The organism is Sphaerotilus montanus (assembly GCF_013410775.1).
Lineage (GTDB): Bacteria > Pseudomonadota > Gammaproteobacteria > Burkholderiales > Burkholderiaceae_C > Sphaerotilus > Sphaerotilus montanus.
On record NZ_JACCFH010000001.1, the window covers coordinates 1,633,595 to 1,656,143 of the forward strand.

A 22,549-nucleotide genomic window follows, 5' to 3' on the forward strand; every position below is an offset into this window, starting at 1 on the left:
CAAGGAGACACGACATGGACCTGATGCTGTTCGACGACGCCGCGGCCCTCGCCCCGCCGCGGGTGCTGCGCGAAGACCTGCCCGGTGGGGGCTTCATCCTGCGCTCGCCGGAGCCGCTGCAGCCCTTCGTGCGCTGCATCGGCGAGTGGCTGGAGCACTGGGCCGACACGACGCCCGACGCGGTGTTCCTGGCCGAACGCGACGCCACCGGCGGCTGGCGCCAGCTCACCTACCGCCAGACACGCGACGCGGTCGGCCGGCTCGCGCAGGCGCAGTTGGACCTCGACCTGCCCGCCGACAAGCCGGTCGTGATCCTGTCGGACAACAGCGTGGACCACGCGCTGCTGATCCTGGCGACGATGCACCTCGGCCGCGTGGCCTGCACCGTGTCGAGCGCCTACTGCCGGCTGACCAAGGACTTCGAGAAGATCCACGCCATCCTCGATGCGCTCGACCCCGGGCTGGTCTACGCCGTCGATCCGGGTGTCTACGGCCCGCCGGTGCGCGCCTGGCCGCGGGGACGCGACGTGCCAGTGGTGTTCAGCCAGAACGCGGCGGCCTTCGATGGCGCACGCTCCTTCGCCGAACTGCTCGACCGCGAAGAGTCGCCGGCCGTGATGAACGCCTTCGCCGCGATCCGCCCGCACTGGCCGGCCAAGTACCTGCTGACCTCCGGCTCGACCGGCGTGCCCAAGGTGGTCGTCAACAGCCACCGCATGCTCTGCGCCAACCAGAAGCAGATCGCGCAGGCCTGGCCCTTCCTCACGCGCCACCAGTTGCGCCTGCTCGACTGGCTGCCCTGGAGCCACACCTTCGGCGGCAACCACAACTTCCACATGGTGCTCGCCCACGGCGGCAGCCTCTGGGTCGACGAGGGCCGCCCGGTACCAGGGCTGATCGAGAAGACGGTGGCCAACCTGCGCGATGTGCGGCCGAACTTCCACTTCAATGTGCCGCGCGGCTTCGACATGCTGCTGCCCTACCTCGAAGCGGACGAGGCGCTGGCCCGAGACGTGATCGAGAACCTCGAAGGCGTGTTCTACGCGGGGGCCGCATTGCCGCAAAGCCTCTGGGCAAGGCTCGAAGCCGTGGTCGCCAAGGTGCGCAACCGGCCGCTGTGGTTCACCTCGTCGTGGGGCGCGACCGAAACCGCACCCGCCGTCACCAGCGTGCACTGGCGCATCGACCGCGCCGGCTGCATCGGCCTGCCGCTGCCCGGGATCGAACTGAAGCTGCTGCCCAACGGCGGCAAGCTGGAGATCCGGGTGCGCGGACCGAGCGTGTTTTCCGAATACCGACACGCGCCCGAGGTCACCGCCAAGGCGTTCGACGAGGACGGTTATTACTGCATCGGCGACGCCGCGAAGCTGCTCGACGAGACCCGCCCCGAGCGCGGCATCGTCTTCGACGGGCGCGTGGCCGAGGACTTCAAGCTGCTCAGCGGCACCTGGGTCAGCGTCGGCACGCTGCGGGTGCGCGCCGTCACCGCGCTGGCGCCGCACGTGGCCGACGTCGTCATCACCGGCCACGAGCGCGAGGAGATCGGCCTGCTGGTCTTCCCGACGCCGCAGGCCAAGGCGCTGCCGCGGGCCGAACTGGACGCCCATCTGCGCGCCGGGCTGCGGGCGATGAAGGCCGAGGGCGGCGGTTCGTCGCAGACCCCCGTCTGCGCGCTGATCCTGGACGAGCCCCCCAGCGTGGACGCGGGCGAGATCACCGACAAGGGTTACCTGAACCAGCGCGCCGTGCTGGCGCGGCGGGCTGCAGCCGTGCTCGCCCTCCACGGCCCGGACGGGCTGCGCGCCTGAACTGAACGAGCCGCGCCAGAAAACCAAAACCCCGCGCCCCCCCTCCGATCACCCCCGCATCTGCAGGGATCAGGGGATGGCCGACAGGTACCAATTGGAACCAATTGTGTCTAGCATGGCGCCCATGCAACACTTTCTGGTCATCCTGCTGGGCCTGTACCTGGGCATCGGGCTGCTCCTGCTGAACGTCGGGCCACTCAGTGCCCTGATGCAGGAAACCCGTCGGGACGGCCTGCGCTCACGGCTGATCCTGGCGGTCTTTCTGCTGCTGCTCTGGCCCTGCCTGTGGCCCACCGCGGTGTACCGGCCGCAGTTCGGGCTGAACACGCTGACCTTCGAGCTCCACAGCCGACAGCATCCGGTCGACAGCGACAGCTAGTCCGCGTCGAACGAGGCCTTCGCCAGCGCCGGCGGGACGACCGGACCGGCGCCGGTGACGCCATCGCCCCTGCCCGGTCAGCGCACGCAGACCGCTTCCGCCGCAGCGCACAACTGGCGCCAGTCGGCCGGCACCGGCACGGCCTCGATCGCGTGCGGGTCGCTGCCGTCGCCCTTGCGGCGGGCGAAGACACGCACCTCGGTGATCTCCACCAGCAGCGTCTCGCCACGGCGGATGCGGTGGGTCATGACGAAGCTCTTGCGGCGCCATTCGGTGACGCTGGAGTCGATCGCCAGCGCGTCGCCATAGGAGGCGGGACGCAGGAACTTCGCCTGCGTGTCGACCAGCGGCGTGCCGAGGATGCCGCGCTCGCGCTCGGTCTCCTTCCAGCTCGGCAGGCCGCACTGGACGAAGAAGTGCCGGCTCGCGGCATCGACCCAGCGGAAGAAGTTGGGAAACCAGACGATCTGCGCCGGGTCGCAGTCGCCGAACTCGACGCGCAGCAGGTAGGTGTGGGTGAGGGTGTTGCTCATGGGCGCAGTGTGGCACCGGGCGCATCCTCCATGTAGCGGATGCCGGCGCATGCGCTTCGGGGTACCGTGCCCCCAGCGGGTGCCTGGCTCACCCGATGGTCCTGTTCGGGAGTGCTCCATGCGCCGTGTCGGTGTCGGTCTGGTTCTGCTGTGCGTCACCCTGCTGTCCGGATGCGCCAATCTGAAGGCCGTGCGCGGCTTCGCCGAGGAAACCCGCCGGATCAGCGAAGCCTTCGATCCGATGCTGGGTCAGGCCGTCGAGCAATGCCGGCTGGCGTTCCTGCACCGGCGGGTCTACACGACCGACGCGCCGCTGTCCGGGTTCGATGCCGAGGCAGCGTGGCAGCGCGCGACCCAGTCCTGCCGGCCGATCGAGGACAGCAACGGCACCGCGCAGGCCATGAGCCGCGCTCTGGCCGACTACGCCAGCCAGCTCATGGCACTCGCCGACGACGGCAGCGGCGGTAGCGGTGGCACCGAGGCGATCGGCGAGAACCACGAGGCCTTGGCCGGGAAGCTGGAGCAGTTCCAGGACGCGCCGCGGGACCAGCTGGGCGCGATCGGCAACCTGCTGCGCTTCGTCTCGCGCGGGGCGAGCGCCCGCTCGAAGCAGGAGGCGATCGCGGAGGCGCTCGGCCATGAAGAAGCCGTGGGCGCGCTGGCCGATGCGCTGGTGGTCCATGCCGAGCGGGTCCACGGCGCCTACCTGCGCCAGCGGCTGGCGGACCAGGACGTGCTGGCCGACGCGCTGCGCAGCGAGACCGCGTCACCGACCTCCTCGCGCCTGTGGCTGATGGACCTCCACGCACAGACCCGGCTCCTGGCGGAGCGGCAGCAGTCCATCGCCCGCCTGCGTGCCGCGGTGGCGCAGATGAAAGTGGCCTTGCACGACCTGCGTACCCACCTGACCACCTTGTCCGCCCAGGAGCGGTGGGTCGAGGTGCGCAAGCTGGGCCGGGAGGTCCGGGGGCTCCACCGGCAACTGGGTCAGGCGTTCTGAAGCGGATCCCGACATTCCAGACGAGCGCAGAGGATGACCATGGCCACCACGACACCGACACCAACCCCGACCACACCCCCCGCGACCACCGCCGATCCGGCCGCGTTCTTCGACGCTGCCGACCAGATGGCGCTGGTCTCCAGCGAGGTGCTGCGCTTCCGGATCCGCAACCGCCCGCGGCTCGGTGCGGCCGAGAAAAGCCAGCTCGAAGCGGTCGAGATGCAGCTCGATGACGCGACAGCGCAGTTGCGGGCGCAGGGCATCGAGGCCCTCGGCGCACTGACGCAGGCGGCACGCGAGGAGGTCGAAGGGGCCACCCGGGAGGCCGAGGCGCTGCTGCGACGGATCCGCAAGACGGAGCGGGCCTTGCAGATCGCCACCGGCGTGCTCGGTGTGGCGGTGGCCGCGCTGGCACGGCAGCCGTCGCAGGTGGCCGCCGCGCTGAAGGGGCTGCAGCACGCCCTCTCCGACAGCCGCACGCCAGAGAGCCGGGCGGCGCGCGCGGTGCGGTCCGCACCTGCGCGCTAGCGCTCAGGCGGAGCAGTTCGGCTGCTTGCCGGCCTGGGGTGGCTGCGGAAGGGCCACGGCGACAGGCCCGGTCCGCTCGCGGCTGGACAGCCAGGTGCCGAGCACGCCGCAGCCGGTGATGATCGCGATGCCGCCAAGAGTGGCCGCGTCCGGCGCGTGGCCGAACCAGAGCCAGCCGACCAGCGTGGCGAAGATGATCTGGAAATACAGGAACGGCGTCAGCGTGGCGGCCCCGGCGCGCATGTAGCCGAGGATCAGCAGGAAGTGGCCCGACGTGCTCAGCGCGCCGAGCAGCACCAGCAGCGCCCAGCCGGCCGGCGTCAGCGTCTGCCAGCTCCACGGCAGCAGCACGCTGGTGAGCACGGCGCCGGTCAGGCCGGTGTAGAACTGGGTCGTCGCGGGGTCTTCGGTGCGCGCCAGGCGGCTGGTGATGAGCTGGAACACGGCGTTCGACAGCACCAGCCCGAACGGCAGCAGCGCCGCCCAGCCCAGGTCATGCGCCTCGCCCTTGGGCCGGATCACGACCAGCGCGCCAACCATCCCGCCCGCCAGCAGCAGCCAGCGCAGCGCCGGGATGCGCTCGCCGAGCGTGAGCGTGGCCAGCAGCGTGATCAGCAGCGGGGTGAGCATCACGATCGCGGTGAACTCGCCGACCGGCATCACCTGCAGGCTGAAGAAGGCCAGCACGCTCAGCGACAGCAGGCTCAGGCCGCGCAGCAGTTGCAGGCCCGGGCGCTGGGTCTTCAGCAGCGCGGTGCCACGGCGCGGCAGCACGGTCAGCGCGGTGAACCCGACCTGGAACATGTAGCGCGCCCACACCACCAGCCCCACCGAGGCGATCGCGCTGGCGACCTTCACACCCGCGTCGAAGCAGGCGAACAGGGCGACGGCGGCGATGACGAAGAGGATGCCGTGGAGGGGGCGGGGAGCAGCGGTGGGCATGAAGAGCGGTGACAGCACGGGAGGCCGAGACTGTAATGGCTAATGGAAAACCCTAGGTCACAAGATGCGCCGTGTTGGCGCCGGTGATCCGGTCAGATCACCGCCCCCGGATCATCCGCCTGACACTCCCGGAACACCCGCACCGAACACCGCGCACAGACCTCCCGATCCAGCCGCGGATAGATCGCCGCAATCGCCTGCTGCTTGTCGGGAAACACATGGTCCCGCCCCAGCCGGTCGAGAAAGCCGGTGCGGGTCCAGATCTGGATCACCTGCGGGCGGGGGCGGTGGAAATACAGGTCGCCGCCCGCGGCGCGGCGCTCGCGCAGTTCGGTGTCCCAGACCTCGACGCCCGCCAGGTCGAGGAAGTTCATGCTCTTGGTCATCACCAGCAGGTGTTTCTGCCCAGGGTCGTATTCGCGCAGCGCATGCAGGTGTTCCGCCACATGGGTCGCGGCGCCGAAATAGATCTCGCCCTCCATGCGCAGCAGTTTCAGTTGCGGACATTCCGGCAGCGCGCCCGGCGTGTCGCCGCGGACGATGAAACGCCGATCGGGGCTGGTGCGGTCAAACCCCATCGTGCGCATCGCAGGGCGTGAGGTCTGGTACAGGTAGGCGACCAGCGACAAGCCGGTGCCGATCAGGATCGCCATCTCCAGCCGCAGCAGCAGCGTGGCCGCCAGCGTCGCACCAGCAATCGCCAGATCGGTCCGGTCCAGCCGGGCGAGACGGCGCCAGCGCGGCAGGTCCAGCAGCGTCCACGCGACCAGGATCAGCAGCCCGGCGATCGCGGCTTGTGGAATCCGGGCCAGCAGCGGCGACGACACCGCCACCAGCACCAGCAGCCACCCCGCCGACGCAACCCCCGCCAGCGGCGTGCGCGCGCCGGCCTCCAGGTTCGGCACCGAGCGGTTCAGCGAGCCGCAGCTCAGGTAACACGAGAAGAAGCCGCCGACCACGTTCGACAGCCCCTGCCCCAGGAACTCGCGGTTGGTGTCGATGCGCTGGCCCGAGCGCGCCGCCATCGCCTTGGCGATCGACACCGACTGGCCCAAGGCGATGATCGACAGCGCCAGCGCCTTGTCGATCAGGTCCGGCACCCGCGCCCAGTCCACGTCCGGCACATGGAACGACGGCCACGGCGACGGCAGCGCGCCGATGGTGTGGACCGCCCAGCGCTCCGGCAACAGCATGGCCAGCACACCCGCGCTCACCAGCCCGATCAGCATGAACGGCCAGCGCGCCGCCTTCAGCCGCAAGCCCGCCGCCACGCCCAGCGCCGTCAGCCCGACCAGCACGGCGCCCGGGTTCGCCTGCGGCAGGTGCTGCCAGCTCTGCAGCAGCACACCCCCCGGCCCCAGCCCACGCGGCACGCCCGCGTCCATCAGGTCGCGCAGCGCGTGGATCGCGATCAGGCACGCCGCGCCACTGGTGAAGCCGAGCAGCGCGGCCGGCGAGATGAAATTCGCCAGCAAGCCGAGCCGCAGCGCGCCCACGGCGGTCTGGATCACGCCGACCATCACCGTGACCATCAGCGCGAGTTCGATGTAGCCCGGACTGCCCGCGGCCACCAGCGGCGCGAGCATCGCAGCCAGCGCCAGCGAGTTGGCGTTGGTCGGGCCGGAGACGACGTGCCAGCTCGACCCGGCCAGCGCGGCGATCACCGTCGGGACGAGCGCGCTGTACAGCCCGTACTGCGGCGGCAGGCCGGCGAGTGACGCAAACGCGATGCCCTGCGGCAGCACGAGCAGCGCGCCGAGCAGGCCCGCTTGCACGTCGGCGCGCAGGGTGGTGGCGTTGACGCTGCGGACCCAGGGGCCGAGGAAGCGGGCGAGGACTTGAAGAGCGGCGGGCGGCATGGGCGAATCATAGGCCAGGGGGTATGTGATCCACAGCCCGCTGTCACGACATCCGCATCCCTTCCCGTCATCCTCGCGAATGCGAGGACCCACCCCGTACAACCACGCCTCAGGTCGGCGTGGGTGCCCGCGTTCGCGGGCATGACAGAGGGAGGGCAGGAACGTGGAGTCCGCTCAGGCCTCCACCGCCGCGATCACCCCACCCCCCAGGCAAACATCCCCGTCATAGACCACCGCCGACTGCCCCGGCGTCACGGCCCACTGCGCGTCATGGAAGTGCAGCCCGAACTCCCCCGCCACCGCCCCCGGCCCGGTCAGCAGACACGCCGCATCCGCCTGCCGATACCGCGTCTTGGCGGCCAGCGCCCCGCCCGCCGGCGGCTCGCCCGCCACCCAGCTCGCGTCCGCCGCCAGCAGGTGCCGCGACTTGAGCCACGGGTGCTCATGCCCCTGCACGATGTAGAGCGTGTTGCGCGCGATGTCCTTGCGGGCGACGAACCACGGCTCGTGCTCGCCGCCGCCACGCGCCGCGCCCTTCTCCTTCACGCCGCCGACGCCAATCCCCTTGCGCTGCCCCAGCGTGTAGAAGCTCAAGCCGACGTGCTCGCCCAGCAGCCGCCCGCGGTCGTCGCGGATCGGCCCTGGCTCCTTGCTGAGATACCGGTTCAGGAAATCGCGGAACGGCCGCTCGCCGATGAAGCAGATCCCGGTCGAATCCTTCTTCTTCGCGTTCGGCAGGTTGATCTCCGCCGCGATCCGGCGCACCTCGGTCTTGTGGATCTCGCCGACAGGGAACATGGTCTTCGAGAGCTGCGCCTGGTTCAGCCGGTGCAGGAAGTAGCTCTGGTCCTTGCTCGGGTCCAGGCCCTTGAGCAGCTCGAAGCGGCAGGTTGTCGCGTTCTGGCGCACGCGGGCGTAGTGGCCGGTGGCGATCTTGTCGGCGCCGAGGCGCATCGCGTGGTCGAGGAAGGCCTTGAACTTGATCTCGGCGTTGCAGAGCACGTCCGGGTTCGGCGTGCGCCCGGCCGAGTATTCGCGCAGGAACTCGGCGAAGACGCGGTCCTTGTAGTCGGCGGCGAAGTTGACGTGCTCGATCTCGATGCCGAGCACGTCGGCGACCGAGGCGGCGTCGAGGAAGTCCTGCCGGGTCGAACAGAACTCGCTGTCGTCGTCGTCTTCCCAGTTCTTCATGAAGATGCCGATGACCTCGTGCCCCTGCTGCTTGAGCAGCCAGGCGCTGACGGCCGAGTCCACGCCGCCGCTCAGGCCGACGACGATGCGCTGCTTGGTCATGGTCGTCATGGTTGCGGCCCGATCTGGTCCTCGCACCAGACGGTGTCGAGGGGCTGGCGGCGGCCGGCGAGGTGGTCCTCCATGCAGCGCAGCACCATCGGCGAGCGGTGGCGGGCGACACTGGCGCGGACCTCGTCCGGCGTCATCCAGAGGGTGCGGACGATGCCGGTGTCGAGCACAGCGCCGGGAATCGGCTCGCCGACCCGGCCGCGGTAGGCGAAGCGCAGGTAGGTGATGTCCTCGGCCGGATCCGGGTGGCGGTGCATGCGCGCCAGGTAGACACCGAGCAGCGCGTCGGGCTCGAACTGGCGGCCGGTTTCCTCCAGCGCCTCGCGCACGACGCCTTGCAGCATCGACTCGCCCGGCTCCAGGTGGCCGGCGGGGTTGTTCAGGCGCAGGCCGTCGGGTGTTTCTTCTTCGACCAGCAGGAAGCGCCCCTGCTCCTCGATGATGGCCGCGACCGTGACACTGGGTTTCCAACGATGTTCACTCATGTCGCGATCGTACCGGCTTGGAGAAGTTCGCCCGGGCGAGCGGTCGTGTCAGTGAGGGATCTCACGGGGGTGGGGGATTCATGCATTGTGTGTAAGCTGAACCTTCCCAACCGAGGAGGGGTGAGATGCTGGTAGGAGTGCCAAAAGAAACGGCCGCCGGGGAGACCCGCGTGGCCGTGACGCCTGAGACGGCGAAAAAACTGAAGGCGCAGGGACACACCGTGCGCCTCGAATCCGGCGCGGGTCTGCGCGCCAGTGCCACCGACGAGGCCTATGCCGCTGTCGGCGCCGAGATCACCGATGCCGCGGGCGCGCTGGGCTGCGATCTGGTGCTGAAGGTGCGCTCGCCGTCGGCGGACGAGCTGACGCGGATGAAACCCGGCGCGGCGCTGGTCGGCATGCTCGACCCGTTCAACCGCGAGGGTCTGACTGCGCTGGCCGCCGCCAAGCTGACCAGCTTCGCGCTGGAAGCCGCGCCGCGCACCACGCGCGCGCAGAGCATGGACGTGCTGTCGTCCCAGGCCAACATCGCCGGCTACAAGGCGGTGATCATGGCCGCTGACCGCTACCAGAAGTTCTTCCCGATGCTGATGACGGCGGCCGGCACGGTGAAGGCCGCCCGCGTCGTGATCCTGGGCGTCGGCGTGGCCGGCCTGCAGGCGATCGCGACCGCCAAGCGCCTCGGCGCGGTGATCGAGGCGTCGGACGTGCGCCCCTCGGTGAAGGAGCAGATCGAGTCGCTGGGCGGCAAGTTCATCGACGTGCCCTACGAGACCGCCGAGGAGAAGGAAGCCGCGGAAGGGGTCGGCGGCTACGCCCGACCGATGCCGCCAAGCTGGCTGGCCCGGCAACAGGTCGAGGTCGCCAAGCGCGTGGCGCAGGCCGACATCGTCATCTCCACCGCGCTGATCCCCGGCCGCGCCGCGCCGACGCTGATCACCGCCGAGATGGTCAAGGCGATGAAGGCCGGCTCGGTCATCGTCGACATCGCCGCCGGCCGCGGCCCGAACGGCGGCGGCAACTGCCCGCTGACGGTCGCCGGCCAGACGGTGCAGGTCCACGGCGTGTCGATCATCGGCGAGACCAACCTGCCCGCGCTGCTGGCGGCGGATGCGTCGGCGCTGTATGCGCGCAACGTGCTCGACTTCCTCAAGCTCGTGCTGGCCAAGGACGCCGCCGCGCTCAACGTGCCGATGGACGACGACATCGTCGCGGCCTGCCTCATGACCCGTGACGGTCAAGTCACCCGGAGCTGAACATGGATGCGGTCTCCCCCACCATCATCAACCTCATCATCTTCGTGCTGGCGATCTACGTCGGCTACCACGTCGTCTGGACCGTGACCCCCGCGCTGCACACGCCGCTGATGGCGGTGACCAACGCGATCTCGGCCATCGTCATCGTCGGCGCGATGCTGGCGGCAGCACTCACTGAAACCGGTCTGGGCAAGACCATGGGCACGCTGGCAGTCGCACTCGCCGCGGTGAACGTCTTCGGCGGCTTCCTGGTCACGCGCCGGATGCTGGAGATGTTCCGCAAGAAGGACAAGAAGCCCGCTGCAGCCAAGGGAGAGCACGCATGAGCCTCAACCTCGTCACCCTGCTCTACCTCGTCGCGAGCATCTGCTTCATCCAGGCGCTCAAGGGCCTGAGCCACCCGACCACCTCGATCCGCGGCAACCTGTTCGGCATGGTCGGCATGACGATCGCCGTGCTGACCACGGCGGCACTGATCGTCAAGCTGGCGTCCGGCTCGGCGCAAGGCATGGTCTACGTGCTGGGCGCGCTGGTCGTCGGCGGTGGGGCTGGCGCCTACATGGCCAACAAGGTCGAGATGACCAAGATGCCGGAGCTGGTCGCCTTCATGCACAGCATGATCGGTCTGGCGGCGGTGTTCATCGCCGTCGCGGCGGTCGCGGAGCCCTATGCCTTCGGCATCGCCGCCAAGGGCGCGCCGATCCCCGGCGGCAACCGGATCGAACTCGCGCTCGGTGCCTTCATCGGCGCGGTCACGTTCTCGGGCTCGGTCATCGCCTTCGGCAAGCTGAGCGGCAAGTACAAGTTCCGCCTGTTCCAGGGTGCGCCGGTGTCCTTTCCCGGCCAGCACAAGCTGAACGCGCTGCTCGGGCTGGCCTCGGTGCTGCTGATGGCCAGCTTCTGGCTCACCGAAGGTCCGACGCAGTTCGCGCTGATCTGCGCCCTCGGCTTCGTGATGGGCGTGCTGATCATCATCCCGATCGGCGGCGCGGACATGCCGGTGGTCGTGTCGATGCTCAACAGCTACTCGGGCTGGGCGGCAGCGGGCATCGGCTTCTCGCTGAACAACGCGATGCTGATCATCGCCGGCTCGCTGGTGGGCTCCTCGGGCGCCATCCTCTCGTACATCATGTGCAAGGCGATGAACCGGTCGTTCTTCAACGTGATCCTGGGCGGTTTCGGCGGTGACGCGGCGGCGGCTTCGGGTGGCAAGGCGGAGGCCCGGCCGGTCAAGAGCGGCTCGGCCGACGACGCCGCCTTCATCCTCGGCAACGCGGAAACCGTGGTCATCGTGCCCGGCTACGGTCTGGCCGTGGCGCGCGCCCAGCACGCGGTGAAGGAACTCGCCCACAAGCTCACCGCCAAGGGCATCACCGTCAAGTACGCCATCCACCCCGTTGCGGGCCGGATGCCGGGCCACATGAACGTGCTGCTGGCCGAGGCCGAAGTGCCTTACGACCAGGTCTTCGAGATGGAAGACATCAACGGCGAGTTCGGCCAGGCCGACGTGGCGATCATCCTGGGCGCCAACGACGTGGTGAACCCGGCCGCGCTGCAGAAGGGCTCGTCCATCTACGGGATGCCGATCCTGGAGGCGTACAAGGCCAAGACGATCATCGTCAACAAGCGCTCGATGGCCGCCGGCTACGCCGGTCTGGACAACGAACTGTTCTACATGGACAAGACGATGATGGTGTTCGGCGACGCGAAGAAGGTCGTCGAGGACATGGTCAAGGCCATCGAGTGAAGCGCCGGCCCGGCCCCGTGGGCCCATGTGCGGGTACCACGGGGTCGGGGTGTATCCCCTGATGCCCGCCTGAAGCACCGTCCGCCAGAATGGTCTCCGGTTATTGGAGATCCCGAATGGAGAAAATCTGGCTGAAGCACTACCCCGCCGGCGTGCCGGCGGAGGTGGATGTGGCCGGCTACCCCTCGCTGGTGGCCCTGCTGCAGGAGAGCTTCGCGAACTACCGCGAGCGGTCGGCCTACCGCTACATGGGCCAGTCCTTCCGCTACGACGAGATCGACCGCCTCTCGCAGGCCTTCGGTGCCTGGCTGCAGTCGCGGGGCCTGGAACGCGGTGACCGGGTGGCGGTCATGCTGCCGAACGTGCCGCAGTACCCGGTGGCGGTGGCGGCGATCCTGCGCGCCGGCTACGTGGTGGTGAACGTCAACCCGCTCTACACCCCGCGCGAACTGGAACACCAGCTCAAGGACGCCGGCGCCAAGGTGCTGGTCATCCTGGAGAACTTCGCCCACACGCTGCAGCAGGTGCGCACGCCACTGCCGGTGAAAACGGTGGTGCTGGCCTCGATGGGCGAATTGCTGAACTTCCCGAAGAGCACGGTCGTGGACTTCGTCGTGCGCCGGGTGAAAAAGCTGGTGCCGGCCTACGAACTGCCGGGCGCCGTGCGCTTCAAGGACGCCTTGACCGAGGGCCGCGCGATGACGCTCAAGCCGGCCACGGTCGGCCCGGACGACATCGCCGTGCTGCAGTACACCGGCGGCACCACCGGCGTGAGCAAGGGCGCCGTGCTGCTGCACCGCAATCTGGTCGCCAACGTGCTGCAGTGCGACGCCTGGTACCAGCCCGCGCTCCGGAATCTGCCCAAGGGCGAGCAGCTGGTGCAGATCTGCGCCCTGCCGCTTTATCACATCTTCGGCTTCAACACGAACATGATGCTGGGCATGCGGGTCGGCGCCTGCAATGTGCTGATCCCCAATCCGCGCGACCTGCCGGGGCTGCTCAAGGAACTGTCGGGCATCAAGTTCCACACCTTTCCTGCTGTCAACACGCTGTTCAACGCGCTGGCCAACCACCCGGATTTCAACCTGGTGGACTGGAGCCACCTGCTGATCTCGGTCGGTGGCGGCATGGCGGTGCAGCAGGCCACCGCCAGGCTCTGGCTGGAGAAGACCGGCTGCGGCATCTGCGAGGGCTACGGCCTGTCGGAAACCTCGCCGACCGTGAGCTGCAACCCGACCGACAGCAAGGCCTACACCGGCACGATCGGCCTGCCGCTGCCCAACACCGAGATGGCGCTGCTGGACGACGACGGCCGCGAAGTGTCTCCAGGCACGCCCGGCGAGATCGCGGTGCGTGGCCCGCAGGTGATGGCCGGTTACTGGCTGCGACCGGACGAGACCGCCAAGGTGATGACCGCAGACGGTTTCTTCCGCACCGGCGACATCGGCATGGTCGACGAGCGCGGCTACTTCCGCATCGTGGACCGCAAGAAGGACATGATCCTGGTGTCCGGCTTCAACGTGTACCCGAACGAGATCGAGGACGTGCTGACGCAGATGCCGGGCGTGCTCGAATGTGCCTCGGTCGGCATGCCGGACGCCAAGACGGGCGAGGCCGTCAAGGTGGTGATCGTGCGCAAGAACCCGGCCCTGACCGAACTCGACGTGCGCGCCTACTGCGAGCAGAACCTGACCGGCTACAAGCGGCCGAAGGTGGTCGAGTTCCGCGACGAGCTGCCCAAGACGCCGGTCGGCAAGGTGCTGCGGCGCGAGCTGCGCGGCAAGACGTGAGCGCGGACCTGGCGGCGGCCGTGCGCCCGGTCGCCATCGTCAGCGCGATGGCCGAGGAACTGGCCGCGCTGCTCGCCGAAGCGCGTGACGTCACGGTGCAGACCCACGCCGGCCGGCGCTTCCACGTCGGCACGCTGCATGGGGCGCCCGTGGTGCTGGTGCTCTGCGGCATCGGCAAGGTGGCCGCCGCGCTGACCACCACGCTGCTGGCCGAACGCTACGCGCCGCAGTCGCTGGTCTTCACCGGCGTGGCCGGCGGGCTGGGCGACGGCGTGCGGGTCGGGGACGTGGTGGTGGCCGAGGCGCTGCTGCAGCACGACATGGACGCCTCGCCGCTGTTCCCGCGCTTCGAGGTGCCGCTGACCGGGCGCTCGCGGTTCGGCGCTGATGCGGCGCTCACCGCTGCGCTGGCCGAGGCGGCGACCGCCGTGCTGGGCACACCCGGACACTGCGGCCCGGACGCGCAGGCGCTCGGCGTCACGGCCCCCGCGCTGCACCGCGGGCTGGTCATCAGCGGCGACCGCTTCGTCAGCGCCGCAGCCGAGTGCGGCGCGCTGCGCCAGGCCTTGCCCGAGGCGCTCGCCGTGGAAATGGAAGGCGCAGCGCTGGCGCAGGTCTGCCACGACCTCGGCCTGCCCTTCGCTGTGCTGCGCACCATCTCGGACCGCGCCGACGACAGCGCACATGTCGATTTCCTGCGCTTCATCGACGCCGTCGCCGCGCACGCCAGCGCGGCGATCGTCGGCCACTGGCTCAGGGATGGTCGGCGATGACCTGTGCCACCGCGGCAGTGAGCCGGCGGGCGTAGGGCACGTCGAGGAACTCGTTCGGGCCGTGGGCATTGCTCTTCGGGCCGAGCACGCCGCAGACCATCATCTGGGCCTGTGGAAAACCGGCCTGCAGCAGGTTCATCAGCGGGATGGTGCCACCCTGGCCGATGTAGCCGACCGGCGCGCCGAACTGGGCCTGTGACGCGGCGTTCAGCGAGGTTTCCAGCCACGGCGCCAGCGCCGGCGCATCCCAGCCACTCGCGCCCCACGCCCCGGCGCGGCCGTCCGGGTGGAAGGTGACGCGGGCGTTGTACGGCGCGTCGAGTTCGAGCAGGCGCTGCAGGTCCTCGGCGGCCAGGCTGGCGTCCACCGTCGGCGGCAGGCGCAGGCTGAGCTTGAACGCCGTGTGCGGGCGCAGCACGTTGCCGGCGCTGCCCAGCGGCTGCATCCCGTCCACGCCGGTCACCGAGAGCATCGGCCGCCAGGTGCGGTTGAGCAGCGCCTCGACCGGGTCGGCCGTCATCGGCAGCACGGGCGTGCCGTCCGCGCCGCAGGCCCAGGGCTGGCGTTTCCAGACCTCGTCGCCCAGCACGGCGGCGGTGGCCTGCGCCTGCGCGAGGCGGTTGGCCGGGATCTCGACGTGGAACTGCCCGGGCAGCAGCCGGCCGGTGGCGCTGTCCTCCAGCCGGTCCAGCACGTGGCGCAGGATGCGGAAGCTCGACGGCACCACGCCGCTGGCATCGCCGGAGTGCACGCCCTCGTCGAGCACCTCGACCTTGAGCGCGCCGCTGACCAGCCCGCGCAGCGAGGTGGTCAGCCAGAGCTGCCCGTAGTTGCCGGCGCCCGAGTCCAGGCACACCACGAGGCTGACGGCGCCGAGTCGGTCGCGCAGTGCATCGAGGTAAACGGGCAGATCGCCGGAGCCGCTTTCCTCGTCGGTCTCGATCAGGCCGACGATGCGCGGATGCGGGATGTTCTGCGCCTTCAACGCCTCGATGGCGGCGATGGCAGCGTAGACCGCGTAGCCGTCGTCCGCGCCGCCGCGGCCATAGAGCCGGCCATCGATCAGCTTCGGCGTCCAGGGGCCGAGGTCGGCGCGCCAGCCGGTGAACTCGGGCTGCTTGTCGAGGTGGCCATACATCAGCACGGTCGGCGTCTGTGCCACGCCGACCGCGGTTTCGGGCCGGGTGGCGGCGATCTCGAACAGCAGCACCGGCGTGCGCGGCCGGCCCGCCTCGTCGGTGAGCCGGACGATCTCCAGCGTCAGCCCTGGCACGCGCCGCCCGGTCACCCAGTCGGCAGCGCGGCGCACCACGGTGTCGAGGTGGCCGTTGGCGGCCCAGTCGGCATCGAACATCGGACTCTTGGCCGGGATCGCGATGTAGTCGTGCAGCTCGCGCACGATCTCGCGGTTCCAGGTGTCGTCGACATGGCGGCCGAGTGTGGCAGCGTCCGGGCGGAGGAGGCGGTCGGGTGCGTTCATGGGGTTCAGTTTAGGCCGGTGCGTGCCGCCTGATCGAGGGCGATGCACTGGTACCGCGCAGTGTGAAACAATACGTAAACGCGTGACACACGGTCCCCCCATGAAAATCAAGACGCGGATCAATCTGGTGCTCAGTGGTGCGGCGCTGGTGGCGATGGCGGCCATTGGAGGGGTGTCGTACCTGGGACTGAAGACCGAGGCGCTGGCCACGGCACGGCGCGAGGCGGAGTTGCACCTGCAGGCGGTCGACGCGACCCGGGCCTATGCCGCCGACATGCTCGTGCCGGGCCTCTGGGACCCGGACAGCCAGAGCGACGCCCGTCTGCTGGCGCAGGTGAACCGCCACTACGCCGGCCACGCGTACGCGGAAGTGCGCCTGTCGGGCAGCGTGCCACCGGATCCCGCGCTGCAACCGGTCATCGACCGCCTGCGCAGCCATCCCGACGAAACGGTGCTGCAGGTGGACGACGGCGCCTCCAGTGCACGCCTGACCTTCGTGCGCTCGCTGCGCGACACGGCGCCGAGTGCAGCCGGCACCCCGTCGCTCACTGGCCTGCAGCTGGTGTCGATGCCGATGGAGCTGCCGATGCACCGGGCGCTGGAGGCCTTCTGGCGCCAGCTCGCCGGCATGGCGGCGCTGGTGGTGGTGCTGTTCCTGGCGCTCAACCTGATGCTGCGCCGGCTGGTGGTGAACCCGGTCGACGTGCACCAGCGCGCGCTGCGCCGGCTGGCCACGCAGGACAGCCTGACCGGCGCCACCAACCGCCGCGGCTTCATGGACCGGCTGCTGCGCGCGCAGTCCGAAGCGGAGGCGCAGGCCGAGCCGCTGTCGCTGGTGATGGTCGATCTGGACCACTTCAAGCGCATCAACGACGAACACGGCCACGGGGTCGGCGACGTGGTGCTGCGCGAGGTGGCGCACCGGATGCGGCGCCAGATCCGACGCGCCGACCTGCTCGGGCGGCTCGGCGGCGAGGAGTTCGCGATCCTGCTGCCCGACACCGATCTGGTCGGTGCCCGCACACAGGCGGAGCATCTGCTGACCGCGCTGCGCAGCCAGCCATTTCCGACCGCCGGCCGGGTCACCGCCAGCCTGGGCGTGGCGCAGTGGAATGGCCGCGAGGCGGCCTCGTCCTGGCTGCACCGGGCCGATCTGGCGCTCTACGAGGCCAAACACCTCGGGCGGGATCGGCTGGTGGTGGCCGAGGACCTCGACACCGACCTGCTCTCGACCCGTCCGGACCGACTGGACTGAGCGCGCCGGCGCAGCTCAGCGCCGCTCGAACTTGAACACCGCCGTGCTGGCGCGCAGGTTCGGGGCGTGGCGCACCATCTCGCCCTCGTGCAGCCCGAAGGCGTCGAGGATGCGCAGGCCGTTCTTCTCGGCGAGGATCCGGAAATCGGCGAAGGTGCCGACGCGGATGTTCGGCGTGTCGTACCACTGGTAGGGCAGCACCTTGGTCACCGGCATCCGCCCGCGCAGCACCTGCAGCCGGTTCGGCCAGTGCGCGAAGTTCGGGAAGCTGACGATGCCGATGCGGCCGACGCGGGCGGTTTCCTGCAGCATGGCCTCGGTGTTGCGCAGGTTCTGCAGCGTGTCGAGCTGCAGCACGACGTCGAAGCTGTTGTCCTCGAACAGGCTCAGGCCCTCTTCGAGGTTGCGCTGCAGCACGTTGACGCCGCGCTGCACGCCAGCCAGCACCTTGGCGTCGTCCAGCTCGACCCCGTAGCCGCGGCAGCCGCGCCGGTCGCGCAGCAGCGCCAGCAGCGCGCCGTCGCCGCAGCCCAGGTCCAGCACGCGGCTGCCCTCGGGCACCAGGGCGGCGATGATTTCCATGGCTTGTCGCTGGCTCATGCGTTCAGCTCCGCAGCAATGTTGGCGTAGTAGGCGCGCACCACGCCGTGGTAGCGCGCATCGTCCAGCAGGAAGGCATCGTGGCCGTGCGGCGCGTCGATCTCGGCGTAGCTGACGTCGCGCCGGTTGTCGAGCAGCGCCTTGACGATCTCGCGCGAGCGCAGCGGGCTGAAGCGCCAGTCGGTCGTGAAGCTCACCACCAGGAACTTCGCCTGCGCGCGGGACAGCGCGGAGGACAGGTTGCCTTCGTAGTCGCGCGCCGGGTCGAAGTAGTCGAGCGCGCGGGTGATCAGCAGGTAGGTGTTGGCGTCGAAGTACTCGCTGAACTTGTCGCCCTGGTAGCGCAGGTAGCTCTCGATCTGGAACTCGATCTCCTGCGTCGAATACGACAGCTCGGCCGCGCGCAGCGAACGCCCGAACTTGGCCTCCATCGAGTCGTCCGACAGGTAGGTGATGTGGCCGATCATGCGGGCCACGGTCAGGCCGCGCTTGGGCACCACGCCGTGGGCGTAGAAATGGCCGCCGTGGAACTCCGGATCGGTGACGATGGCGCGGCGGGCGACCTCGTTGAAGGCGATGTTCTGCGCCGAGAGGTTGGGCGCCGAAGCGATGACCAGCGCGTGGCGCATGCGCTCGGGGTACTGCAGCGTCCAGCTCAGCGCCTGCATGCCGCCCAGGCTGCCGCCCATGACGGCGGCGAGCTGCGTGATGCCCAGCCGGTCGAGCACCCGCGCCTGCGCATCGACCCAGTCCTCCACCGTCACGACGGGGAAGTCGCTGCCGTAGGGGCGGCCGGTGTCGGGGTTGACGTGCATCGGGCCGGTCGAGCCGAAGCAGGAGCCGGGGTTGTTGACGCAGATGACGAAGAAGCGGTCGGTGTCCAGCGGCTTGCCGGGGCCGATCAGGTTGTCCCACCAGCCGACGTTCTTCGGCTGGTCGGCGTAGACGCCCGCGACATGGTGGCTGGCGTTGAGGGCGTGGCAGACGAGCACGGCGTTGCTGCGCGTGGCGTCGAGCGTGCCGTAGGTCTCGTACATGAGCGTGTAGTCGCGCAGCACGGCGCCGCTGCGCAGCGGCAAGGGCTCGGCGAAATGCATCTGCTGCGCGGAGACTGGACCCGGCATCGACATGGAGTGGCTCCTGAATAAAACCCGGTCGCCGCCACCGAGGCAGTCACCGGATCGTCGGGTGCCCCTCTTTAGCGGCATTTGTAGAGCGCCCGCAATCCGGACCAAATCGGCGCTGTGGTCGGCAAGTGTAGCGCGGCGCGGCAGACCAGCGCGCGGGTGCGTGACTCTGCGCAATCGGGGTGGGCAGGCTCCCCGAGACTGGTGGTCGGCCCGCACCGGGGTCCCTTGAGCCAGGGATGGGAAGCCAGTGCCCGGGCTGACCACAATTGTTACAGCCTGGTCCGGTCCGTCACCACGTCGGTGACACCGAACGCCCAGGCCCCTCAACCCCCTGCCTCCAGCCCCTGTCGTGACTCTGTTCTACCCTCCTGACTGGCCCAATGACCCCTGGCTGCTGGCACTGTGCACGGTGGCGGCACTGGCCGTGGCGGGACTGGTGTGGGTCCGCTGGACCCCGATCCAGTGGCGGCGGCCCTTCGAGCCGAGCAGTGGCTGGCCAGGCAGCAGCCCCCCGAACCGATCCGCCTCGATCGGCGAAGTGCAGGACCGGCTCGGCCTGCAGCTGCTCACCGCGCGCACCATGGCGCAGACCAGCAGCGGCATGCCCGCCAGCACGCGGCTGCAGCAACTCGACCACCAGCTGGCCCAGGCCCTGCTCTCGCTGCGCCTGATGCGCGACGCGATGCGCAGCGAACCGGCCTCGCTCGCCGACGGACTCCTGGGGCTGCAGACCCATTTCCAGCCGGTGCTGGCCGAACGGGGAATCCGGCTGCACTGGGAGCTGACACCGCAGGCCGAACAGGTGCGACTGTCGGCGCGGGAGCGGCTGCACCTGCTGCGGGTGGTCCAGGAAGCGCTGGACAATGCCGTGGCACATGCCCGGAATGCGACCCGGGTGTCCATGTCCTGTCACCTGGTGGCGCTGCGCGGGCAGCGCCAGAACCTGACCCTGGCAGTGCGCGACGACGGGCACGGCGCCGGTGCCGCGCGCCATGCGCAGCAGCCCGACTTCGTCGGTACCGGCACCGGTCTGGCCCGGCTGGAACACGAGGCCGCCGAGATCGGCGCCCGGCTGGCCATGGGTCCGGGGCCGGAGGGCTGGGTGGTGGAAGTGGCGCTGCCGCTGGAGTGAGGCCGCGTCAGGGCGTCGGCGGGAGCGTGTTGGCGAAACTCGGACGCAGTGAGAGCTTCTGCATCAGGCGCGCCAGATTGGGGTGCTCCTCGCGCCACGTGATCTGCGGGAAGCGAAAGTCGAGATAGCCGAGCGCACAGCCCACCGCGATGTCGGCCAGCGAAGGATGGAGGCCGGCAAACCAGGCACGGTCTTCCAGGCCGCGGCCCAGTGCCAGCACGCTGGCGTGGACCTTGCCCATCTGGCGGTCGATCCAGGCCGCGCTGCGCTCGGACTCCGCCCGGCCAGGCCAGGTGGTTTCCAGACGCGCCAGCACGGCAGCGTCGAGCAAGCCATCGGCCAGCGCCTCCCAGGTGCGCACTTCGGCGCGCTCGCGGCCCTTTTCGGGAATGAGGCGCCCGACGGGTGAGAGCGTGTCGACATATTCGACGATCACCCGCGAATCGAACAGGGTGTCGCCACCTTCGAGCATCAGGCAGGGAACCTGCCCGAGCGGATTGGCTTCATTCAGGCTCGACGGGTCGGACCAGGGGTCTTCCAGCACGAGCTTGTAATCGAGTTTCTTCTCTGCCAGCACGACGCGCACCTTGCGTACATAAGGGCTGGTGAGCGAGCCGATGAGTTTCATGAGCAGGCGTGGAATGTGATTTTCGAGGGGACGTCCCTGGCCCATTCTAGCCGCCCGCTCTGGCCGAAGTGCAAACGGTGTCTCAGGCGGCAATCTGCCGGTGCTGCAGACGCCCGGCGCGCATTTCGTCCTCGCAACGCCGCATGAGGGTCTCGATCGTGTCCCCGGGGCGCGCCTGGGCATGGCTGATGCTGACCTGTACCGCCAGCCCCTCGGTCAGTGCCGACCAGTCGTGGGCCAGCACCGCCTCGGCAATGCGCTGGCACACCCGGGCCGTGTCGTCGGCCGACGAGCGGTGCAGCAGGACAGCAAATTCGTCGTGCGTCCAGCGGGCGGGCAGATCCCCGGCGCGCAGGGTTTCGCGCAGCAGGCGGGCGACGGCACACAGCACGCGGTCGCGGATCAGCGGTGCATGGCGCTCGGCCAGCGCATGCAGGCCGGTCACACCGATCTGCAGCACCGAGCAGCGTGCCCGCGACAGGTCCATCGTGCGCAGCATCTCCTGGGCCAGTTGCAGGAAATAGCCGCGGGCGTGCAGCCCCGTCAGGCTGTCGTCCGGTGGCAGACTGAGCCGGGTACGCAGCCGCAAGTCCCGCTCGCGGGCCGTGGCCAGGAACTGCGCCAGCCGGGCATGGCTGGGCAGCGCCCGCTCGTGGCCACCCACACGGCGCTGCTGGCACTCCCGCGCGACGTCGAGCGCCAGCGCGTGCTTGCCCTGCACCAGCAGCAGGCTGGTGAGCAGCCGGGCGCCCTGCTCGGCCAGCGCCTCGTGTGACAGGCGGTGGGCCTCGTCGAACACCCGGCGGGCCGACGCCTCGGCAGCTGGCCACGCCCGCTGCTTCAGCGCGATCTCGGCCGCGGCCCAGACCGCCAGCAGATCCAGCCAGGGGCGCTCGTCCTGGGTCAGCGGCCGGATGGACGCCAGCTGGACACGGGCCCGTTCGGCTTCGCCACGCCAGCAGGTCAGCAGCACCTGCACCCAGCCGAGCTGGAAGCGTCCGGCCCGCTGCGCCAGGGCGTGCAGCCCGCCGGGCGCGGATTCGCACAACCGAAGCACCTCGGCCACGGTGGCATGCACAGCCTGGCAGGAGGGGCCATCGGTCTCGCGCTCATCCTGGCGAATGCAGTGCCAGGCCTGGGCGCACGCCCGCTGGATGAGCAGCTGGACCGGCCATTCGGCGCCCGGCAGCAGACGCGCCTGGGCCAGCGCCGTGTCGAAGCTGTCCAGCGCCGCCTCATTCTGGCCCGACCACCAGAAGGCCTGGGCCAGCACCTCGGCGGCAAGCGCACGGTCGTCCGCGTGCATGGCGTCATCGGCCAGGTGGCGGGCCAGCAGACCGGCCTCGATGGCCTCGTCGTGGCGGTTCAGCGCCGTGGCCGCCGCGCAGGCCAGTACCCGGGCGTGCACGAGATCGCGGTCCGAATCACCCGCCTCCAGCAGGGCCATGGCACGCCGGGCCGATTCCAGCATGTCGAGGTAGGCGGACTGGAACTGCTCGCAACGTGCCCGGTGCAGCCAGCCACGCGCCTGGGCCCGGACATCGTCGCCAGCACTGGCCCGCGCGATCATCTGCAAGGCCTGCAGACGGCAGTCGCCGACTGCACCGGTGCGCCAGAGGGCGCGGCAGGTCGCGTCAAGTTCGTCCAGGCTCGGCAGGTCGATCATGTGTTCCCCATCATCCATCTTGTTGGTGCTATGAACATTGCGCTGGCGCGAGCTTCGACCCCATTGCCGGCAACATGAAAAATGACAGAAAGTATGAAACGCCCGAGCCCGGCAGCCTGCGCAGAAATTGACAATTACCAGATATTTCACTTCTCGACCCCATGGACAAGGGTCATCGCCGGAAATGAAATTCCTTGCTTTTCTGGTACCAAATCGTACTTCCTGGGCGATCCGCCCGTGCAGACGACTAGATGTT

Annotated in this window: 21 protein-coding genes and 1 riboswitch; of the genes, 11 read left to right on the forward strand and 10 right to left on the reverse strand. The window is 69.6% G+C overall.

Features of this window, described 5'->3' with window-relative positions; genetic code table 11:
* The first annotated feature begins 14 nt into the window (after window positions 1–14).
* Together BDD16_RS07315 and BDD16_RS07320 are read left to right on the forward strand one after the other, a co-directional pair.
* Window positions 15–1,808, forward strand: coding sequence for a feruloyl-CoA synthase (locus BDD16_RS07315; RefSeq protein ID WP_179633340.1), 1,794 nt, complete (start codon window positions 15–17; stop codon window positions 1,806–1,808).
* A 124-nt stretch (window positions 1,809–1,932) separates the two neighbouring features.
* Window positions 1,933–2,187 (forward strand): hypothetical protein, encoded by a 255-nt coding sequence (locus tag BDD16_RS07320; RefSeq protein ID WP_179633341.1) that lies wholly within the window; start codon window positions 1,933–1,935, stop codon window positions 2,185–2,187.
* A gap of 77 nt (window positions 2,188–2,264) precedes the next feature.
* On the opposite strand, the gene BDD16_RS07325 is transcribed toward BDD16_RS07320, so the two are convergent.
* Window positions 2,265–2,720 (reverse strand): acyl-CoA thioesterase, encoded by a 456-nt coding sequence (locus BDD16_RS07325; protein WP_179633342.1) that lies wholly within the window; start codon window positions 2,718–2,720, stop codon window positions 2,265–2,267.
* A 118-nt stretch (window positions 2,721–2,838) separates the two neighbouring features.
* Here BDD16_RS07325 and BDD16_RS07330 point away from each other — a divergent pair, with 118 nt between their 5' ends.
* Both BDD16_RS07330 and BDD16_RS07335 read left to right on the forward strand, forming a co-directional pair.
* The gene (locus BDD16_RS07330; protein WP_179633343.1) at window positions 2,839–3,720 is read left to right on the forward strand and encodes a hypothetical protein; all 882 of its coding nucleotides are present in this window, start codon (window positions 2,839–2,841) and stop codon (window positions 3,718–3,720) included.
* 39 nt (window positions 3,721–3,759) lie between these two features.
* Window positions 3,760–4,248: a hypothetical protein gene (locus BDD16_RS07335; RefSeq protein ID WP_179633344.1), complete on the forward strand. Its 489-nt coding sequence runs from the start codon at window positions 3,760–3,762 to the stop codon at window positions 4,246–4,248.
* Between the two features lie 3 nt (window positions 4,249–4,251).
* Here the strand turns inward: BDD16_RS07335 and BDD16_RS07340 are convergent, their stop codons facing one another.
* The 4 genes from BDD16_RS07340 to BDD16_RS07355 all read right to left on the reverse strand — a co-directional run bounded on the left by BDD16_RS07340 (window position 4,252) and on the right by BDD16_RS07355 (window position 8,836).
* A complete protein-coding gene (locus BDD16_RS07340; protein WP_310732849.1) occupies window positions 4,252–5,208 on the reverse strand; it encodes a DMT family transporter in 957 nt (318 codons plus the stop codon).
* 74 nt (window positions 5,209–5,282) lie between these two features.
* Complete coding sequence (locus BDD16_RS07345; protein ID WP_179633345.1) at window positions 5,283–7,049, reverse strand: SulP family inorganic anion transporter; 1,767 nt, start codon at window positions 7,047–7,049, stop codon at window positions 5,283–5,285.
* Between the two features lie 174 nt (window positions 7,050–7,223).
* On the reverse strand, window positions 7,224–8,342 hold the full coding sequence (mnmA, locus tag BDD16_RS07350) for a tRNA 2-thiouridine(34) synthase MnmA (RefSeq protein ID WP_179636043.1): 1,119 nt from the start codon (window positions 8,340–8,342) through the stop codon (window positions 7,224–7,226).
* 5 nt (window positions 8,343–8,347) lie between these two features.
* Complete coding sequence (locus tag BDD16_RS07355; RefSeq protein ID WP_179633346.1) at window positions 8,348–8,836, reverse strand: NUDIX hydrolase; 489 nt, start codon at window positions 8,834–8,836, stop codon at window positions 8,348–8,350.
* Window positions 8,837–8,961: 125 nt separating this feature from the next.
* On the opposite strand from BDD16_RS07355, the gene BDD16_RS07360 reads away from it, so the two are divergent.
* The 5 genes from BDD16_RS07360 (at window position 8,962) to BDD16_RS07380 (ending at window position 14,402) form a co-directional block, all read left to right on the forward strand.
* The gene (locus BDD16_RS07360) at window positions 8,962–10,092 is read left to right on the forward strand and encodes a Re/Si-specific NAD(P)(+) transhydrogenase subunit alpha (protein WP_179633347.1); all 1,131 of its coding nucleotides are present in this window, start codon (window positions 8,962–8,964) and stop codon (window positions 10,090–10,092) included.
* A 2-nt stretch (window positions 10,093–10,094) separates the two neighbouring features.
* The gene (locus BDD16_RS07365) at window positions 10,095–10,418 is read left to right on the forward strand and encodes an NAD(P) transhydrogenase subunit alpha part 2 (RefSeq protein ID WP_179633348.1); all 324 of its coding nucleotides are present in this window, start codon (window positions 10,095–10,097) and stop codon (window positions 10,416–10,418) included.
* Entirely contained in the window at window positions 10,415–11,839 is a 1,425-nt protein-coding gene (locus tag BDD16_RS07370; RefSeq protein ID WP_179633349.1) for an NAD(P)(+) transhydrogenase (Re/Si-specific) subunit beta, read from the forward strand. The genes BDD16_RS07365 and BDD16_RS07370 overlap by 4 nt, the downstream gene beginning before the upstream one ends.
* Window positions 11,840–11,955: 116 nt before the next feature.
* On the forward strand, window positions 11,956–13,629 hold the full coding sequence (locus tag BDD16_RS07375; RefSeq protein ID WP_179633350.1) for a long-chain-fatty-acid--CoA ligase: 1,674 nt from the start codon (window positions 11,956–11,958) through the stop codon (window positions 13,627–13,629).
* Between the two features lie 47 nt (window positions 13,630–13,676).
* Window positions 13,677–14,402: a 5'-methylthioadenosine/adenosylhomocysteine nucleosidase gene (locus tag BDD16_RS07380; protein ID WP_218898028.1), complete on the forward strand. Its 726-nt coding sequence runs from the start codon at window positions 13,677–13,679 to the stop codon at window positions 14,400–14,402.
* Here BDD16_RS07380 and BDD16_RS07385 read toward each other — a convergent pair.
* Entirely contained in the window at window positions 14,383–15,882 is a 1,500-nt protein-coding gene (locus BDD16_RS07385; RefSeq protein ID WP_179633351.1) for a M20/M25/M40 family metallo-hydrolase, read from the reverse strand. The genes BDD16_RS07380 and BDD16_RS07385 overlap by 20 nt on opposite strands.
* 100 nt (window positions 15,883–15,982) lie before the next feature.
* On the opposite strand from BDD16_RS07385, the gene BDD16_RS07390 reads away from it, so the two are divergent.
* Window positions 15,983–17,137 (forward strand): GGDEF domain-containing protein, encoded by a 1,155-nt coding sequence (locus BDD16_RS07390; RefSeq protein WP_179633352.1) that lies wholly within the window; start codon window positions 15,983–15,985, stop codon window positions 17,135–17,137.
* A gap of 15 nt (window positions 17,138–17,152) precedes the next feature.
* On the opposite strand, the gene metW is transcribed toward BDD16_RS07390, so the two are convergent.
* Window positions 17,153–17,737 carry a methionine biosynthesis protein MetW gene (metW, locus tag BDD16_RS07395; RefSeq protein ID WP_179633353.1) on the reverse strand — a complete coding sequence of 195 codons (585 nt, stop codon included), beginning with the start codon at window positions 17,735–17,737 and terminating at the stop codon, window positions 17,153–17,155.
* The gene (metX, locus tag BDD16_RS07400; RefSeq protein WP_179636045.1) at window positions 17,734–18,861 is read right to left on the reverse strand and encodes a homoserine O-succinyltransferase MetX; all 1,128 of its coding nucleotides are present in this window, start codon (window positions 18,859–18,861) and stop codon (window positions 17,734–17,736) included. The genes metW and metX overlap by 4 nt, the downstream gene beginning before the upstream one ends.
* A 56-nt stretch (window positions 18,862–18,917) precedes the next feature.
* Window positions 18,918–18,990: riboswitch (SAM riboswitch) on the reverse strand.
* Window positions 18,991–19,216: 226 nt separating this feature from the next.
* Here metX and BDD16_RS07405 point away from each other — a divergent pair.
* Window positions 19,217–19,999: a sensor histidine kinase gene (locus BDD16_RS07405; protein WP_179633354.1), complete on the forward strand. Its 783-nt coding sequence runs from the start codon at window positions 19,217–19,219 to the stop codon at window positions 19,997–19,999.
* A gap of 7 nt (window positions 20,000–20,006) precedes the next feature.
* Here the strand turns inward: BDD16_RS07405 and BDD16_RS07410 are convergent, their stop codons facing one another.
* Both BDD16_RS07410 and BDD16_RS07415 read right to left on the reverse strand, forming a co-directional pair.
* Complete coding sequence (locus BDD16_RS07410; protein WP_179633355.1) at window positions 20,007–20,627, reverse strand: glutathione S-transferase family protein; 621 nt, start codon at window positions 20,625–20,627, stop codon at window positions 20,007–20,009.
* Between the two features lie 82 nt (window positions 20,628–20,709).
* Window positions 20,710–22,293, reverse strand: coding sequence for a GGDEF domain-containing protein (locus BDD16_RS07415; RefSeq protein ID WP_180552395.1), 1,584 nt, complete (start codon window positions 22,291–22,293; stop codon window positions 20,710–20,712).
* Window positions 22,294–22,549 lie beyond the last annotated feature (256 nt).